Genomic DNA, 16,585 nt, shown 5'->3' with positions numbered 1-16,585 from the left:
GGGTTTCGCCTCTTTCGTTGGGTGCGTCAGGACGCCTCCAGTCTACGTGCCGTAGAAGTCGGCGTGACCCGCTCCCGTGACCACAGGGACGGGAGCACAGGGGCGTGAGCGCAGGGACGTGGGCACAGGCGACCGTTGGGGATCAGGCAGGCGCCAGGTCGGCGAACCGCGAGTAGTGGCCGTGGAATGCCACGGTCACGGTCCGGGTCGGGCCGTTACGGTGCTTGGCGACGATGAGGTCGGCTTCACCCGCGCGCGGATTGTCTTTCTCGTAGGCACTCTCACGGTGGAGCAGGATGACCATGTCGGCATCCTGCTCGAGCGATCCGGATTCACGGAGGTCGCTGATCGCAGGCATCTTGTCTGCGCGCTGCTCCGGTCCACGGTTCAGCTGCGAGAGGGCGATGACGGGCACCTGAAGTTCCTTGGCGAGCAGCTTGAGCGCCCGGGAGAATTCCGACACCTCCTGCTGCCGGCTTTCGACCCGCTTGCCCGAGGTCATCAGCTGCAGGTAGTCGATCACGACGAGCTTGAGGCCGACGCGCTGTTTGAGCCGCCGGCATTTGGCGCGGATCTCGACGAGGGTCATGTTGGGGCTGTCGTCGATATAGAGCGGCGCGTCGTTGATGCGACCGCGAACGGCAGCCAGTTTGTTCCAGTCGCGCTGGTCGACGGTGCCCTTGCGCATGCTCTGGAGCGGGACGGAAGCCTCGGCCGAGAGCAGACGCATCGCGATCTCGCTGCGGCCCATCTCGAGGGAGAAGAAGATCGACGGCTGGTTGTTGCCGATCGACGCCGCCCGGGCGAAGTCGAGCGCGAGGGTCGACTTACCGAGCGCCGGTCGTGCGGCGACGATGATGAGCTGGCCGCCATGGAAGCCGTTGGTCAGGTCGTCCATCTCGGCGAACCCGGTCGGGGTGCCGGACATCCCGCCGTCCGACCCGTTGTTGGCTTCGATCTCCTCGAACGCCGTACCGACGGCTTCGTTGAGCGGCACGTAGTCTTCGGCCTGGGTCGAACCGGTCACGCCGTAGATCTCGGCCTGTGCGGTGTTGACGAGGTCGAGGACCTCACCCTCGCCCGCATATCCCATCTGGACGATGCGGGTGCCTGCCTCGACGAGGCGACGCAGCAGGGCACGCTCGGCGACGATGGATGCGTAGAACCCGGCGTTGGCCGCCGTGGGAACCAGGCTGGTGAGTGTGTGGAGGTAGTCGGCTCCACCGGCGCGCGACAGTTCACCGGTCTTGATCAGTTCGTCGGTTACGGCGATGACGTCGGTCGGCTCGCCGTGGGAGTACAGCGAGAGGATCGCGTCGAAGATGATCTCGTGCTTGGGAATGTAGAAGTCGACACCGCGCACCGATTCGACGACGTCGGCGACAGCATCCTTCGAGAGGAGCATTCCGCCGAGTGCCGACTGTTCGGCGAGCATGTCGTGCGGAGGAGTGCGCTCGGCCCGGTACTCGCCTCGGCTCTCACCGGACGGTGACTGGTCGGACAGACCGAGATGGGCGATTGACACGCAATACTCCTTCAACGACTTGGCCCGGCTTGAACCGGCGAACGGGTGGCCGTCGTGCTCAGGTCCAGACCACCACCAGCCACTGACACGGCGGTGGAATCCGGGCTAGCGCACCCCGGTGAGAATCTGCGCTGCCTCACACTATGAGCAGTGCAGACATCACACAAATGGGCCTGTGGATAACTCTGTGTATAGATGGGGCGAAACGCCGGAGGCGATGTGCACAACCTGTGGGTAACCCTGTGGAGAGTGAAGAAATCTCTCGCCGTAAGTAGCCTCTGATCAGGAAATATGGCGCAACCGGGCTGTGGGTATAAAGCTGCTTAGACTCTGTGTTGAACCTTTGAGATTGGGGTCTCGACCTGTGCACAAAAAGCTTGACTCCAGCGCTGCGGGGGGTATAGGTATGCCGCCGGAGGGTGTATCTTTCCTCACGTTTCCGTCGGCGGTCAGCACCCCCTTAACCACCTGTGGCGACGAGCCGAAGCCCGTCGCCACAGAAGAGAGAGTGTGCCTACTTGGCAGCTACCACCTGGAGGGTGATGACTGCGCTGAGGTCCTCGCGAAGGCGGACAGTCGCCTCGTGCGTTCCTACCGACTTGATCGGCGAGGAGATCTCGATCTTGCGCTTGTCGATCTGGCCGAGGCCGGCTGCCGCGACGGCATCCGCCACGTGAACGGTCTTGACCGAACCGAAGAGACGGCCTTCAGCGCCAGCCTTGACGGCGAGCTTGACCTTGGTGCCTTCGAGGGCGGTCTTGAGGGCCTGGGCGTCTTCGAGAGTCGCGAGCTCGCGCGCGGCACGCGCGGCCTTGATCTGCTCGACCTGCTTCTCAGCACCGCGGCTCCACGCAATGCCGAAGCCCTGCGGGATCAGGTAGTTACGTGCGTAACCGTTCTTGACCTCGATGATGTCACCAGGAGTACCGAGGCCGGTGACCTCGTGGGTGAGGATGAGTTTTGACATGTCGGTTTCCTTACCTGCCTGAGCCGGCGTACGGAAGCAGAGCCATCTCGCGTGCGTTCTTCACGGCACGGGCGATCAGACGCTGTTCCTGGACCGAAACGCCGGTGATGCGGCGCGCGCGGATCTTTCCACGCTCGGAGATGAACTTGCGAAGGGTGGGGACATCCTTGTAGTCGATGACCCCGACGCGGATTGCCTTCGCGGGAGCGAGCGGCTTGCCGCCCTTGCCACCGCGGGCAGGCTTGCGGCTTGCGCCGCTAGACTTTCCAGCCATATTGGTTTCCTTAGGTGTATTGCCGTAACGGGAGCCGGGGCCCTCGCTTCAGCGGAGAAGTGTTTAGAAGGGGGTGTCGTCGCCGTAGGATCCTGGCGTGTTCCAGCTGTCGCCGGAACCCGATCCTGAACCCTGGGCCATCGCGCCGCCGGCCGGAGGGGCCGTCGGTGCACTGGCTGCCCATGGCTCGTCCTGAACGGCTGCGGGGCCGCGGCCGCCGCCTCCACCGGAGGACTGTGCACGGGTGACCTGTGCGGTGGCGTAGCGAAGCGAGGGGCCGATCTCGTCGACTTCGAGTTCGATCGAGGTGCGCTTCTCGCCTTCCTTCGTTTCGTAGGAACGCTGCTTCAGACGCCCGGTAGCGATGACGCGGCTACCCTTGGTGAGCGATCCGGCGACATGCTCGGCGAATTCACGCCAAACGCTCGCGCGCAGGAACAGTGCTTCGCCATCTTTCCACTCGCTCGACGCACGGTCGTAGTTACGCGGAGTGGATGCGATGGTGAAGTTGGCAACCGCCAGTCCGTTCTGCGTGTAACGCAGTTCGGGGTCTGACGTGAGGTTGCCCACCACGGTAATGACGGTCTCGCCGGCCATCGGGACTAAGCGTCCTTCTCGGCGGCGGGCTCGGCTGCAGGCTTGGCGTCTGCCTTGGCCTTGGTGGCGGCGGCCTTGCGGGCAGCCTTCTCCTCGGCGCGCTTGCCTTCGAACTCGACGAGAGCGATGGCTTCTTCGGCCCGCAGCACCTTGGTGCGCATGACGGCCTCAGACAGCTTCAGCTGGCGGTCGAGTTCGACCGTTGCTTCGCTCGTCGCGGTGAAGTCGACGACGGCGTAGATGCCTTCGGTCTTCTTGTTGATTTCGTAAGCCAGTCGACGACGGCCCCAGATGTCAACCTTGTCGATGGTTCCACCATCGTTGCGGATGACATTAAGGAACTTATCGAGACTGGGAGCAACGGTGCGCTCGTCAATCTCGGGGTCGAGGATAACCATGAGTTCATACTGATGCGTCACTAACCCACCTCCTTCGGACTCGAACGGCCGCAGACGATCTGCAGCAGGAGGGTTCTAGCATCGTTGCGTCGGGTGGGAGCAGAGCGCTCGCACACGGGCAACCTGAGTAGCTTACCCGATGCGGCGCCCCGCTCGCTACCGCGACCGGACGGCACCCGTCCGGAACCCAGACGCACGAGCGCCCGGAACCGGTGAGCAGGTGCCCGCTAGTTCACGAGGGCGGTGTTCGCGGCATCCTCTGCACGCTTCAGGCCGTCCTCCGGCTCGACCGCCCCGGTGAAGATCTCCTGGAAGATCGGGTCGAACTCGTCAAAGCCCTTGCCGTAGTTGGCGCCCGTCGGCGACGCGATCGGCTGCTCGCCGTCGATCACGTCGAAGAACGGTGAGACGTCGACCTCGTTCTTCTCCCAGAACTCGAAATACGAAGACTGTGCCGCCGTCAGCGCGGGGATGGCCGCACCCGACTGGCCGAGATAGCTGTTGCCCTTTTCCGAGCCCAGCCAGGTCAGCACCTTGGCGACGGCATCCTGTTCGTCGGATGCCGCGTTGCCGACCGCGGCGACACCGTTGGTCACAGACACCCGGCCGGCTGGTCCCGCCGGAATCGAGGCGACGCCCCACTCGAACTCGGCGTCGTCCTCCACGTTCTTGAGGTTGTACAAACCCGACTGGAACAGCGCCATGTCGCCCTGCACGAAGGCGTCGAGGCTGAAGTCCCCGTTGGTGTTCGTCTCAGCGGCGGGCGGAGCGACCTTCGCGGTGTTGATCGCATCGACGAGGTACTGGAAGGCCTCGACGGTTTTCGGGTCGGAGAACGCGAACTCGTCGTCTTTCTGGAACGCTCCCCCGTTCGAACCGATGAACGGAAGCATGATCGCCTGGGTGTCGTAGGCGAGGTTGGTTCCGTACTGCACGGAGGTGCCGTCGAAGGCGGGGTCGCCGGCCGGAGTACCCGCGGCATCCAGCGTGAGCGACTTCGCCGCATCGAGGTACGTGTCCTCCGTCGCGTCCGGTGACCAGGTCAGGTCGTTCAGGTCGTCTGCCGACAGGCCGGCCGCCTCGAGCATTTCGGTGTTGTAATACACGGCGATGCCGGCGTCGTAGAGCTGCGGAACGCCCCAGAGGGTCTTGTCGCGGGTGAACTGGTCGACGACGCTGCTCTCCCAGCCGTCGCGGGCCTCTTCACCGAACAATGCGTCGATGTCGACGAGGTTGCCGGAATCCGCGTAGGTGCCGAAGTACGAGTTGTTGACCCAGTACACATCATCCATGGTCTTGCCGGCCACGTCGGTGCGGAGCTGCGTCCAGTAGTCGGCCCAGTCGACGACGTTCACCTCGACCTCGACGTCGGGGTTCGCCTTCTCGAACGCAGCGAATGACTTCTCGTACGATGCGGCCACCGTGTCGTCCCAGAGCCGGAACGTCACGGTGGTGGGCTCCTCACTGTCCGATCCGCCGGCAGCGCAGCCGGTGAGTGCGAGGGCGGATGCCGCGACGATCGTCGCCAGTTTCAGAATTCGCTGTGCCATTCGGGTCTTTCTCTTCGCGTCTCATGCGCGAATCCGTCGGATTCGCTGCCTGAATCCTGGAGTCGGGGATGACCGCACCACCTGCGTCCGGAACTCGAGGAACCGAAGAAGCAGGGGGACGAGCGCCAGCGTCGTCGCGGCCACGGCCAGGGTCCATTGCCGTAGTACTGCGATTGGAGGCTAGCAGTTTCAGCGGCGGCGACCCGTCAGCCGACGCCGGGCTGGCAGCAGGCACCACAAAAACCGGCGGCAGAGCGCGAGCACATCCGACGCGCCTGACCACCGTCGAGGATCCGACCGGACCCTCAGCAGGCTGCGCCAGCGTCAGTTCTCAGGGATCGCCGAGTTGTTGCCGGGCGTGGCGTGCGAGATCTGCTCTTCGGCTTCGTGCTGGGGCGAGGTGATCGGGTTGCCCGGGGTGGTGTAGTCGGCGTTCCCGTCGACATCGTCTTCACCGGTGAGTGGAACCCCGGTGGTCGCGTGCATACGTTCCTCTTCGGCGAGGTGCTGCTTCGAGTCGATGGGGTCGCCGGTGGTGGTGTAGTCGGCGTGATCGTCGTGGCTGTTGCCGTCGTTGTCGTGGTGAGTCATAGCCGTGACGCTACGCCGTCCGGCAGGAGGCCCTCAACCCCCTTGCGCTGGGTCTGACAGACGGCACCGGTCACGACGACCCGCGGGCAGAGTCCTGGCCGGCGGATGCCGTGCCCCCGGTATCCGCCGACCATGACGGTCTGTCAGGCGCGCTGCACCATGCTCGGGTCGAGAACCTCGAGTGGGACCGTGTTGAGAAGGTCCCGGATGCTCTGGTCGAGTGTCAGCTTCTGCGACACTTCGACGGCGCGTGCCAGGTCGGGGCCGGTGAGGGCGACCCAGACGGGGGCGACGTGGTGGACATAGCCGATCTTGCGGCCGTTGACGACGACCCGGTCGACGTCGTTCTTGAGGTGGTCGAGTGAGACTTCGACATCGGTGTCGACCTTGCCTGATTCGACGTGCACGTGAACATTCCAGGTCGCGGTGGTTTTCTTCGTGCGTCGCTCGCTGGTCTTCATGGCCGTGCTGCCCCTTGTCTGTTTCAGGACCCGATCTGGCGTCGTACCCCAGACACCCAAAATAGGGTCAAAACGGATTTCGCGGCAGGGGTTGACTCGTCAGCGGCCCGTGGTCAGTCGAAGGTGGCGTCGAGTGCAGCGGCGAGATCGGCGAGGAGATCGTCGGGGTCTTCGAGTCCCACCGAGAAGCGCAGATGCCCGAATGTTCGGAACTCGTCGGGGTAGAACGCGACGCGCGGACCGGCATCCGCTCCCCCGGCGACGTGGACGATCAGGGATTCGTCGTGGCCGAGCGACACCGCAGACGTGATGAGACGCAGCGCCGAAACGAAACGATCCTGGGTGGCGGCGTCGCCGTCGACGGCGAAGGCGAGCATGCCGCCGTAACCACGACCGTCGAACAGTCGGGTTGCGGTGTCGTGCTGCGGATGCCCCGCGAGTCCCGGGTAGGCAACGAACGCGACCCGGGGATCGGCGTCGAGGAACTCGGCGACCCTCTGAGCCGACGCCTGGTGCTGGGCGAGGCGCAGCGGCAGCGTGACCGAGCCGCGCATGATCAGCCACGCGTTGAACGGCGAGATCACGCCGCCGACATCGACCATGGCATCCGATTTGATCTGCTGGATGAGCGTGCGACTGCCGATCACTGCGCCGCCCATCGCATCGCCGTGACCGTTGATGTACTTGGTCAGGGAGTGCACGACGAGGTCGGCCCCGTGCTCCAGCGGACGGAACAGTGGAGGAGGGGTGAACGTCGAATCGACACTGAGCAACGCGCCGGCCTGGTGAGCGATGGCGGCGACAGCGGCGATGTCGGTGACCTTGGTCGTCGGGTTGCCGATCACTTCGACGTGGACGAGCGCTGTCTCCGGGCGGATGGCGGCGCGAACGGCGTCGGGGTTCGCCGCGTCGACGAAGGTCGCCGTGATGCCGTACTTCTCCGGCAGCAGTTCGGCGAACAGCCGGTAGATGGCCTCATAGGTCACGTCACCGACGACGACGTGGTCGCCGGACTTGAGCATCGTGAAGAACACGGCGTGCAACGCGGCAACACCGCTGGCCAGCGCGACGGCGTCTTCCCCGTGCTCGAGTGCAGCGAGCTTCGCCTGCAGACCCTGCTGGTTGGTTCCCGAGTTGCGGGTGTACAGCGGCACGTCGGTCCCCGACCAGCTGATTGTCGACGCGTCGTCCGGAAGCGCATAGGAGTTGGCCATGACGATCGGCGTGCGGATCGCGCCCCCGCTCCCGTCGATCACGTTCCCGGCGTGAACGGCCTGGCTGGGAAAACCGAGGGTCGACGGGTCGTGCTTGTCCGGGCGCGGAAGAACTGTCATGCGCTCAGGCTATTGCCCTCCGAGGAGCGCCCCGAGAATTGTGACCACCGCGAACACGGTCACGATGATGAATCCGACCATCAGCCGCGGGCGCGGCAGCCGGCTGCCCTGCGCGGCGATCGTGTTCGTGTCGCGGTTGCCGACCCGTTCGTCACGGTAATTGACGGTGCGCTTGGCGGTGCCGAGCCCGATGGTGTCGAGGATGCGCTCGATTTTCCGCCACTCGGCAGGATCGGAGAGCACGAACCGGCGGGGCCGGTAGAGGAAGAGCACGTCGTCGAGGATCTCGATGTCGAAATCCGCTCCCTCGTCAAGGAGGACGACCATGAGGTCGGGTGTCAGCAGGTAGAGCGCGTCACGTTCGTATCCCGGCGGGCAGGTCAGCCGGAAATACTGGCTGAAGTTCCCTTCGAGGGTGACGGCGCCCTGCCCGGCGTACGGATTCTCGAGCTGCCGCCCACGAAGGCCGTTGTTGGACAGTGAATCCAGCACGATGTGCGGAAACCGACGCGGCAGCGAGACCTCGACGAAACCCCACAGGTGCTGCTCCGCGCCACCCTTCGGCAGCGGCTTCTGGTATGCCAGATTGCCGACCCTCAATCGATGCGGGTGCGTGAAATCGAGCACGTCGAAGATGCGCCTGCGTTCCCCGCGGCCGAAGATCATTCCCGGGCGCCACGGCGTCTCCCTCGCGGCTGTGTATCGGGCCCGGTTTCGTTCGGCGAACCGCGAGAGCCGCACCCGGTCGCTCCAGAGACGGGTTCCCCAGCGCGGAAGCCGAAACTGACTGAGGATCATCACAGCACCGAATGCCATCAGACCACCGAAGAGCACCATGCCGAGGGTCGTCCCGCTCAGCCCCTGGGTGAACAGGGCGATGCCGGGGATGCAGACGAACGGCACAGCGAAGAGGGCGACCAGACCGGTCGTGAGCCAGGTGCGAAGACCGGGTGTCGCCGGATCGAGCCGGGGCATATCGGTGCCTGGCGCGGTACGCCGGAAGATCCGGAGATCCTCCCGCGAGACCGGTTGGGTCAGGGGTGAGAGATCGAGCCCGGCGTCCCCTGACGGCGTCACGCGTCCTGGTTCCTGTCTGCCCACCACGCGCGGAGCCGCTGCTCGGCTTCGTGCTCACCGAGCGGACCCTCGTCGAGCCGCAGCTCGAGCAGCCACCGGTACGCCTCGCCGACCTCACGGCCCGGTTTGATGCCGAGTACCCGCTGAATCGCGTTGCCGTCGAGGTCGGGACGCACGGCATCCATCTCCTCCTGCTCCCGCAGTTCGGCGATGCGCGCCTCGAGGTCGTCATACGCGAACCCGAGCCGATCGGCCTTGCGGCGGTTGCGGGTGGTGACGTCGGCACGGGTGAGCAGATGCAGCCGCTCGAGCAGGTGCCCGGCGTCCCGCACGTATCGGCGAACCGCGGAGTCGCTCCACGCGCCATCGGTGTAACCGAAGAATCGCAGGTGCAGCTCGATCAGCCGGGCGACATCCTTGATCGTGTCGTTGTCATACCGCAGAGCGGTGAGTCGTCGCTTCGCAAGCTTGGATCCGACCACATCGTGGTGGTAGAAGCTCACGGCGCCACCAGGTTCGAGCCGGCGGGTGGCCGGCTTGCCGATGTCGTGCATCAGCGCGGCCAGGCGCAGGATCAGGTCGGGAGCCTGCCCCGGATTCCGGGACTCCTCGTAACCGATCGCCTGCTCGAGCACGGTGAGCGAGTGCTGGTAGACGTCCTTGTGGTGGTGGTGCTCGTCGATCTCCAGTCGCAGAGCGGGGATCTCAGGCAGCACGATGTCAGCGAGCCCCGATTCGACGAGCAGTTCGATGCCGGTCCGTGGTTTCTGGGTGCACAGCAGTTTCGACAATTCGACCTGCATCCGTTCGACGGACACGATCCGGATGCTGTCGGCCATGGCGCTCATCGCGGCGCGTGTCTCGGCGTCGACCTCGAAGCCGAGCTGACTCGCGAACCGTGCGGCGCGCATCATCCGCAGCGGGTCGTCTCCGAAGCTCACCTCGGGGGTGCTCGGCGTGCGCAAGGTGCCGGAGAGGAGGTCCTCGACCCCGCCGCACGGGTCGACGAGACGCACCTCCGGGATCCGCAGCGCCATCGCGTTCACGGTGAAGTCGCGACGTTTGAGATCGCCTTCGAGGCTGTCGCCGAAAGCGACGACGGGCTTGCGGGTGATCCCGTCGTAGGCGTCGGCGCGGTAGGTGGTGATCTCGACCGTCTCTGCACCGCGTTCGGTGCCGATCCGCGCACCGATGGTGCCGAATTCGCGGCCGACGTCCCAGTGCGCGTCTGAGAGGGGCGTGACGATCCGGAGGATGTCGTCGGGGGACGCATTCGTTGTGAAATCGAGGTCACTGACGACGCGGCCGAGCATGGCATCACGAACAGGCCCGCCGACGAGGGACAGCTCGAAGCCTGCGTCGGCGAATGCCGTTGCCACCGTGGACACGACCGGCGAAGCAGCGAGTTCCGACAGGCGTACCAACGACTCCGCCATGCTCACCATGCGGTCAATCGTACCGGGATGCCGGTGGCCTGCTCTCGCACCGCGAGGCACCGGGTAGTGGTATCTCCGGCACGCCGTGTCGACCGGTCGAGGAACAGCGTGCCGGAGATACCTCCTGCTTAGGGAAACAGGTTGGTTTGCGGTTCATCCGTTGCCTCGTTCAAGCTGCCCCGCTAGAACAGGGCACCGTATGATCCACCTGCCCAGTCTGATCGAGGGAGGACCGATCCTCCCTAGGGGGATTCCCTAGTATGCCGACGGGCAGGCACCGGCTGCGCCCGGCGGCCGTCCAGCAGGACCCGGATGCCGCCCCGTGAGTTGATACCGAGCTTCGCCAGCACATTGCCCATGTGGTATTCGACGCCCTTCACCGAGACGAAGAGCTTCTGTGCCACCTCGCGGTTGGTCAGACCCTGGGCGGCGAGGTGCGCCACCTCGCGCTCACGGTTGCTGAGGATGGCGAGGGGGTCACTGGGGTGCGCGGCCTGGGCCGGTGTTCGTGCTTCCTCGAGCAGCTCCGCCCACCATTCCCGCTCGACCTGGGCATTTCGCGGATCGGTGTCGAGCGCCTCGGCGGTCAGCGAGATCACCGTGTCCCTGTCTCCGGCCGCGCGAGCGAGGAGAACCCGGGCCAGCCGCGCCAACCGCTCGACGGCGGGGGTGCGGGTCTGCTCCGGGCCTGATTCAGCTGCCGCGATCCACGCATCGACGGCGACGGCATCCCCCCGCGCCGCGGGCACGACCGCGGCGACGGCATGGGCGGTGGCCCGCAGCCACGGGTTCTGGATGTCGTCAGCGAGGGATGCTGCTGCAGCGGCTGCCGTCGCAGCATCATCCCATTCGCCTTTGCGAAAGCTGGTCACCGCCAGCTCGATCCGACCGTACGGCGCCAGTTCCGGGCGGCCGAGGTCGGCGAGGCCGATCCCTGTCTCCAGGTCGGTGATCGCGTCGGACAGGCGACCCTGCTGCCTGCGGATGAAACCACGGGTCAGGAAGAGGATGCTGTGTTCGGGCCGGTGCCCGGTGCGGCCAGCCTCGGCGATCAGCTCTTCGAGCCGTTCCAGGCTGTCGGCCAGACCGTCCCGCTGCCAGGACGCAAGCACACCCCAGCAGAGGGCGTTGTTCTCCATCTCTCGAATGTCGAGGGCAGCGAACCCGGAGACCAAGCCGAGTGAATCGAGCGCCTTGACGGCTCCGAGCGCGGAAGCGGCGAATCTCAGGCTGTCATCGAAGTCCTCTTCGAGGAGTGCCAGCTGAGCGAGGGTCTCGGCAGCCGACGCCCGCATCGACTGGGCGCGCACGGTGGCGGCGACGTCGGCTGATGCGGCCGCCAGCAGGTGTTGTCGGGCCGAAATACGGTCAGCGCGCGCGAGCGCGGCATTGCCGAGGAGCACGTCGCGTTCCGGCCCTGCCCTGAGATTCTCGAAATCGGGCACGGCGGGCCCGAGCAGACCGATCCGTCGTGCAGCGAGCGCATACACCCCGGCGTCGACGGTGCGGCGCTCCTTGTCATCTGGACGTCGGCTCAGGGATGCCGCCCAGCGGGCATAACGGAACGCACGCTCCACCTCGTGACTGCCCGATGCGAGCGATGCGGCGTGGTCGAGTTCGACGGCGAGCTCTTCATCCGGTCCCTGCGCGGCGTGAACCCGATGGGCAAGTCCACGATGACCGCCGATGACCTGCCCGGCGGCGGCATGGAGCGACCGCGTCGACTGCAGCGAGAGGTCGCCGACGATGACTGCCCGCACCCGCTGGTGCGGCATCCGAACGGCCTCGTCGTTGTCGGAGAGGGTGATCAATCCGGTGGCGAGCGCCTCGTCGAAGTCAGCCGTGGTCAGGTCGTGCCCGCCGAACTGTGAGGCGACAGCGGCGATGTCTGTGAGCGTGGCCGACGAGTTGAGCACGGCTACGACCTCAAGGATCGCCCGCGCCGACGGGTTCAGCTGCCGGAGCGTCTCGCGCGTGATGGCGCGAAAGCCTGGCGCGGCCGGCGGGGTCCCGGTAAGGACCCGTTCCAGCGACTCGAGCGGGTCGGCGCCAGACGCCGCCTGCGCGAGGATCGCCTGCACGTGCAGCGCGTTGCCGTCGGATGCCGCGTGGAGTCGCGTCGCGAGACGACGGGGAGTCGGCAGCCCGGTGCGGCGCCTGACGAGTTCCGCGACGTGATCGACCGAGAGCCCGCCGACCAGCAGGTGGATGCCCCGTTCGCCGTCGGCGACGAGGTGCCGCACCCGTTCCAGGAAGGCTGTCTCCTCGGGTCGCGCCGTGATGACGACGAGCAGTCGATCCCGAAAGGACCGCCGCCCGGCGAACCAGAGCGCCTCGGCGGATTGCGCATCCATCCATTGCGCGTCATCGATCGTCACGCACGTCGCGCCTTCACTGGAGTCGATCAGATCGAGGAGAGCCGCGCCTGCGACCATCGGTGACACGTCGGGGGCGACCCCGCCGCCGAGAATCGATCCGAGGTTCTCCGGCTCGTCGAGCCCCGCGAGAAACTGATTCAGCACCCCGTACGGCAGCTCGGTCTCGTTCTCATCCGCGACGGCGGCGCGCAGCGGCCAGTCCTCGACTGACCGCGCCGCTGCACGGAGAAGCGCCGTCTTCCCGAAACCGGACTCACCCTCGATGAGTATGAATTGGGCCCGACCGTTCTGCACGTTCTCGACGGCGCGCGCGATGCCGGCGAGCTGACGTTCCCGTCCCAGGGGGGCGACGAGGTCCGCAGCCGGCTCCGGGGGCAGTCGGGACTGGGGCATGGGATCTCCAGCGTATGCACCGCACGCGCGCACCGCCATCCCTCATCCGGGCGGTTGCCGCGCCGTGTGTCCGACCGTGTTCGCCGGAGCGGCGGTCAGCGCTGCTCGTCCCGATGCGGCGGATGTACGGGGTACCAGCGGCCACCGTCCCGCAGGGTCACCGTCCACACGACAGGCTCGGCGACGGCAGACAGATCGTCGACGACGGTGCGACCGATCCGCCACCCGGCAGCGGTGTCCTCGGCGGTGAAGCGCACGATGATTCGCGCCGATCCGCGCACGACGGCGAGGTCGGATGCTTCCACGACGGCCCACTTCTCCGCTGCGGCTGCCGCGAACGGCAACACCTCTTCCGGCTGCACCCCGGGGTGCAGGGCGCCGATCGTCACGGTCACACGGAAGGAAGGCACCAGGCAAGCGTAGGGCGAAGCGCCGGGCGAGCGCCTACAGTTGCACGGTGACATCCTCCACACCCGCATCATCACGCGCGAACACACCCCTCGCCCCCACGGTGCTGCAGACGCTGCGCAACCCCCGGGCATTCAGCGTTGAGGTTCTCGCCGGAATCGTGACGACGCTCGCCCTCATCCCCGAGGTGATCTCGTTCTCGGTGATCGCGGGGGTGGACCCGAAGGTCAGCCTCGTGGCATCCGTCGTCCTCGCCATTTCGATGTCGATTCTGGGCGGTCGTCCTGCCATGATCACCGCAGCGGCAGGCGCCGTCGCCCTCGTCGTCGCCCCACTGGTGAAGGAACAGGGGGTCGAGTACCTCCTTCCTGCCGTCGTGCTCGCCGGCATCATCCAGGTGCTTTTCGGCGTCACCGGCCTGGCTCGGCTCATGCGGTTCATTCCCCGCTCGGTGATGATCGGCTTCGTCAACGCCCTCGGCATTCTCATCTTCACCGCCCAGGTGCCGCACCTGCTCGGTGTGCCGTGGCTTGTGTACCCGCTGTTCGCGTTGACGATCCTCATCGTTCTGGTGTTGCCCCGGCTGACCACCGCCGTGCCAGCGCCGCTCGTCGCCATCGTCGTCGTCACAGCGATCACCATGATCGCGCACCTGTCGGTGCCGACCGTCGGAGACGAGGGCGACATCGCTGGCGGCCTGCCCGGAATCACCGCGCTGCTCGTTCCCCTCAACCTGGAAACGTTGCAGATCATCCTGCCGACGGCGCTGAGCGTCGCCTTCGTCGGGCTGATGGAGACACTGCTCACCGCCAAGCTCGTCGACGACATCACCGACACCCGTTCGGCGAAGGGGCGCGAATCGTGGGCGCTCGGGATCGCCAACATCCTCGCCGGCTTCTATGGAGGCATCGCCGGCTGCGCGATGATCGGCCAGACCGTCGTCAACGTGAAGCTCGGCCGTGCGCGCACGAGGATCTCGACCTTCGTTGCCGGCGTGTTCCTGCTGCTCCTCGTGACCCTCCTGAGCGATGTGATGGAGCAGATCCCGATGATCGCCCTCGCCGCCGTCATGATGATCGTCGCGATCACCACGGTGAACTGGCACAGCGTCACACCGTCCACCCTCAAACGGATGCCCGTGCCCGAGACCGTCGTGATGGTCACCACCGTGGTCGTCGTCGTTGTCAGCCACAACCTCGCGGTCGGCGTCGCCGCCGGAGCTGTGCTCGCCATGGTTCTCTTCGCCCGCCGGGTCGCCCACGTCGTTCGGGTGGATCGCGTCACGGCCGACGACGGCGGCTCTGTCCGGTACGCCGTCAGCGGCCCGCTGTTCTTCGGTTCGAGCAACGACCTGGTCGAACAGTTCTCCTACGGGGCCGACCCGGCCCGGGTCACCATCGACTTCAGCGCATCGCAGATCTGGGATGCCTCGACGGTCGCCGTGCTCGATTCGGTGCAGTCGAAATACGAGGCACACGGTGCCGCCGTCGAGTTCACCGGACTGGATCGGCGCTCGACCGAATTCCACGGTCGGCTCACGGGTCGATTGGAGTAATCACAGCACCCCACGCCGCCGATCTCTGCGGGTCGGAACAGCTGACACAGCGTCACCCGGCGGCGAGAGGCAGGATCTCACCGCCGGTCTGGCAGGTGGGGCAGTACTGGGCGGTCGTGCTCGCGAAGGTGACGTCGCGGATGATGCCCCCGCACGCCGGGCAGCCCTCCCCCGCCCGGCCGTGCACACGCATTGCGGCGACCTTCTCCGCCTTCAACTCGGAGACCGGGATGCCGCGACGTACGTCGATCGCGGCGGAAATGGTGGTCACCGTGGCATCGAAGAGCCGGTCGAGTTCGGCCGGTGTGAGCGTCGAGGCGTGGACGACCGGCGAGATCTTCGCCGCGTGGAGGATCTCGTCGGAGTACGCGTTGCCGATTCCCGCGACCGACTGCTGCTCCTGAAGCACGGCCTTGACCTGTTTGCGTCGACCGACGAGAGCTCGGTCGAAGTCGGCCCGGATGTAACCCGGGTGTGCCGGATCGGGGCCGAGCTTCGCGACCGCGGGGACCTCGGCCGGGTCCTCGACCACCCACAGGCCGAGTGACACCCAGCCGCCGGCGTCGGTGAACTCCAGCTCGCGGCCATCGTCGAACGCGAAGACGACGAGGCCTGGGGGTACATCGCCAGGCTCAGCCGGAGGGACTGCCGCGTCCGGGTACCGCGCCCAGCCGTGGCGCCCGAGGGAAACAATCAGATGCTGCGAGTCGCCGACCGAGAAGTCGAGCAGTTTGCCGTGGCGCGCCACGCCGTTCACCCGCATGCCGATGAGTGAGGCCGGCGGGCGCGTGCGGGTCTTCGCGACGCGGAACTCCACGACATCGACGCCGCTGATCACTCGACCGGTCAGCCGGGCCTGGAGATCCTCGGCGAGCGCCTGCACCTCTGGGGACTCGGGCATGACGCCAGCTTGGCACGCCGACGGGGCGGAGGAAAGAGCGGCGCCAACACTCTCCGGAACGGAGACCTCCCACCGACGCTACTCCGAACCGGAGCCGGTCGGAAGGCATCGACGGTGATCCCGCGAACTGCGTAGCGTCGAAGACCGGACACGAAAGGACTCCTTCATGGAACAGCAGCACCCGACAGACAACGGCAACGAGACGACACCTCCCCTCGCCGACTGGGGCCCACGCGACGGCAGCTACGAGGAAGAGAAGAACGAGTCGGCGACGTCGTCATCGCTCGAAGATCCGCCCGACGACGGCACCCCGGCCGACTCTTCCGACTCCGTCGACGGAGCAGACGACGCCGACGGCTCGAAAGCATCCGGCCAGACCGGCAACTACAGCGACCGGGGCACAGATGCCGCCGACGACACAGTCCCCGTCATGGACTGACCGGTGGGCGACATCCGCAGGGGTGCCCTCGTTCATGGCCGGGTGCATGGAGTCGGATTCCGTTACTGGACGCGCGGCGAGGCGGAAAGGCTCGGTGTGAGCGGCTGGGTACGGAATCGCGACGACGGCACGGTCGAGGCGGAGATCGAGGGCGACCAGGCGGCTGTGACAGCGCTCATCAGGTTGCTCTCGCTGGGCCCTGACGGCGCCGTCGTCGAGCGCGTCGATATCTCCGACCTGACGACCGACGGCGGCTCGGGCTTTCGGATCAGCGCCACCGGTGCGAGGCACCGGTAGGTCT

General features: G+C 66.3%; 17 protein-coding genes. 3 read left to right on the top strand and 14 right to left on the bottom strand.

Going from position 1 to position 16,585, the window contains the following annotated elements; genetic code table 11:
* Positions 1-142 precede the first annotated feature (142 nt).
* The 13 genes from dnaB to IWX78_RS07655 form a co-directional block, all read right to left on the bottom strand.
* The gene (gene dnaB / locus IWX78_RS07715; RefSeq protein WP_196832946.1) at positions 143-1,525 is read right to left on the bottom strand and encodes a replicative DNA helicase; all 1,383 of its coding nucleotides are present in this window, start codon (positions 1,523-1,525) and stop codon (positions 143-145) included.
* A gap of 514 nt (positions 1,526-2,039) precedes the next feature.
* Entirely contained in the window at positions 2,040-2,492 is a 453-nt protein-coding gene (gene rplI, locus IWX78_RS07710; RefSeq protein WP_196832945.1) for a 50S ribosomal protein L9, read from the bottom strand.
* Positions 2,493-2,502: 10 nt separating this feature from the next.
* Entirely contained in the window at positions 2,503-2,766 is a 264-nt protein-coding gene (gene rpsR, locus IWX78_RS07705; protein ID WP_108392326.1) for a 30S ribosomal protein S18, read from the bottom strand.
* Between the two features lie 63 nt (positions 2,767-2,829).
* Positions 2,830-3,363, bottom strand: coding sequence for a single-stranded DNA-binding protein (locus IWX78_RS07700; RefSeq protein ID WP_196832944.1), 534 nt, complete (start codon positions 3,361-3,363; stop codon positions 2,830-2,832).
* Positions 3,364-3,368: 5 nt separating this feature from the next.
* A complete protein-coding gene (gene rpsF / locus IWX78_RS07695; protein WP_196832943.1) occupies positions 3,369-3,782 on the bottom strand; it encodes a 30S ribosomal protein S6 in 414 nt (137 codons plus the stop codon).
* Between the two features lie 206 nt (positions 3,783-3,988).
* The gene (locus tag IWX78_RS07690) at positions 3,989-5,311 is read right to left on the bottom strand and encodes an ABC transporter substrate-binding protein (protein ID WP_196832942.1); all 1,323 of its coding nucleotides are present in this window, start codon (positions 5,309-5,311) and stop codon (positions 3,989-3,991) included.
* Positions 5,312-5,635: 324 nt separating this feature from the next.
* Positions 5,636-5,902: a hypothetical protein gene (locus tag IWX78_RS07685; protein ID WP_196832941.1), complete on the bottom strand. Its 267-nt coding sequence runs from the start codon at positions 5,900-5,902 to the stop codon at positions 5,636-5,638.
* A gap of 143 nt (positions 5,903-6,045) precedes the next feature.
* Positions 6,046-6,363 carry a hypothetical protein gene (locus IWX78_RS07680; protein ID WP_196832940.1) on the bottom strand — a complete coding sequence of 106 codons (318 nt, stop codon included), beginning with the start codon at positions 6,361-6,363 and terminating at the stop codon, positions 6,046-6,048.
* 113 nt (positions 6,364-6,476) lie between these two features.
* Positions 6,477-7,697: a trans-sulfuration enzyme family protein gene (locus IWX78_RS07675; RefSeq protein ID WP_196832939.1), complete on the bottom strand. Its 1,221-nt coding sequence runs from the start codon at positions 7,695-7,697 to the stop codon at positions 6,477-6,479.
* Positions 7,698-7,706: 9 nt separating this feature from the next.
* Complete coding sequence (locus tag IWX78_RS07670; protein ID WP_196832938.1) at positions 7,707-8,774, bottom strand: hypothetical protein; 1,068 nt, start codon at positions 8,772-8,774, stop codon at positions 7,707-7,709.
* The gene (locus IWX78_RS07665; RefSeq protein WP_196832937.1) at positions 8,771-10,219 is read right to left on the bottom strand and encodes a CCA tRNA nucleotidyltransferase; all 1,449 of its coding nucleotides are present in this window, start codon (positions 10,217-10,219) and stop codon (positions 8,771-8,773) included. Before IWX78_RS07665 ends, IWX78_RS07670 begins: the two co-directional genes overlap by 4 nt.
* Before the next feature lie 233 nt (positions 10,220-10,452).
* A complete protein-coding gene (locus IWX78_RS07660) occupies positions 10,453-12,981 on the bottom strand; it encodes an AAA family ATPase (RefSeq protein ID WP_196832936.1) in 2,529 nt (842 codons plus the stop codon).
* Between the two features lie 95 nt (positions 12,982-13,076).
* Complete coding sequence (locus IWX78_RS07655) at positions 13,077-13,391, bottom strand: hypothetical protein (RefSeq protein ID WP_196832935.1); 315 nt, start codon at positions 13,389-13,391, stop codon at positions 13,077-13,079.
* Positions 13,392-13,438: 47 nt separating this feature from the next.
* On the opposite strand from IWX78_RS07655, the gene IWX78_RS07650 reads away from it, so the two are divergent.
* Positions 13,439-14,944, top strand: a complete 1,506-nt coding sequence (locus IWX78_RS07650; RefSeq protein WP_196832934.1) for a SulP family inorganic anion transporter — start codon at positions 13,439-13,441, stop codon at positions 14,942-14,944.
* A 52-nt stretch (positions 14,945-14,996) separates the two neighbouring features.
* Here the strand turns inward: IWX78_RS07650 and IWX78_RS07645 are convergent, their stop codons facing one another.
* Positions 14,997-15,845 carry an Fpg/Nei family DNA glycosylase gene (locus IWX78_RS07645; RefSeq protein ID WP_196832933.1) on the bottom strand — a complete coding sequence of 283 codons (849 nt, stop codon included), beginning with the start codon at positions 15,843-15,845 and terminating at the stop codon, positions 14,997-14,999.
* A gap of 166 nt (positions 15,846-16,011) precedes the next feature.
* Here IWX78_RS07645 and IWX78_RS07640 point away from each other — a divergent pair, with 166 nt between their 5' ends.
* Positions 16,012-16,284, top strand: a complete 273-nt coding sequence (locus tag IWX78_RS07640) for a hypothetical protein (protein ID WP_196832932.1) — start codon at positions 16,012-16,014, stop codon at positions 16,282-16,284.
* A gap of 3 nt (positions 16,285-16,287) precedes the next feature.
* Positions 16,288-16,581, top strand: a complete 294-nt coding sequence (locus IWX78_RS07635; RefSeq protein WP_196832931.1) for an acylphosphatase — start codon at positions 16,288-16,290, stop codon at positions 16,579-16,581.
* The last annotated feature ends 4 nt before the right edge of the window (positions 16,582-16,585 follow it).

Origin of the sequence: Mycetocola sp. CAN_C7 (genome assembly GCF_015752285.1) — a bacterium.
Classification (GTDB): domain Bacteria; phylum Actinomycetota; class Actinomycetes; order Actinomycetales; family Microbacteriaceae; genus Mycetocola_A.
Note: the sequence above shows the minus strand (reverse complement) of the source record. Positions and strands in the feature narration are given on the sequence as shown.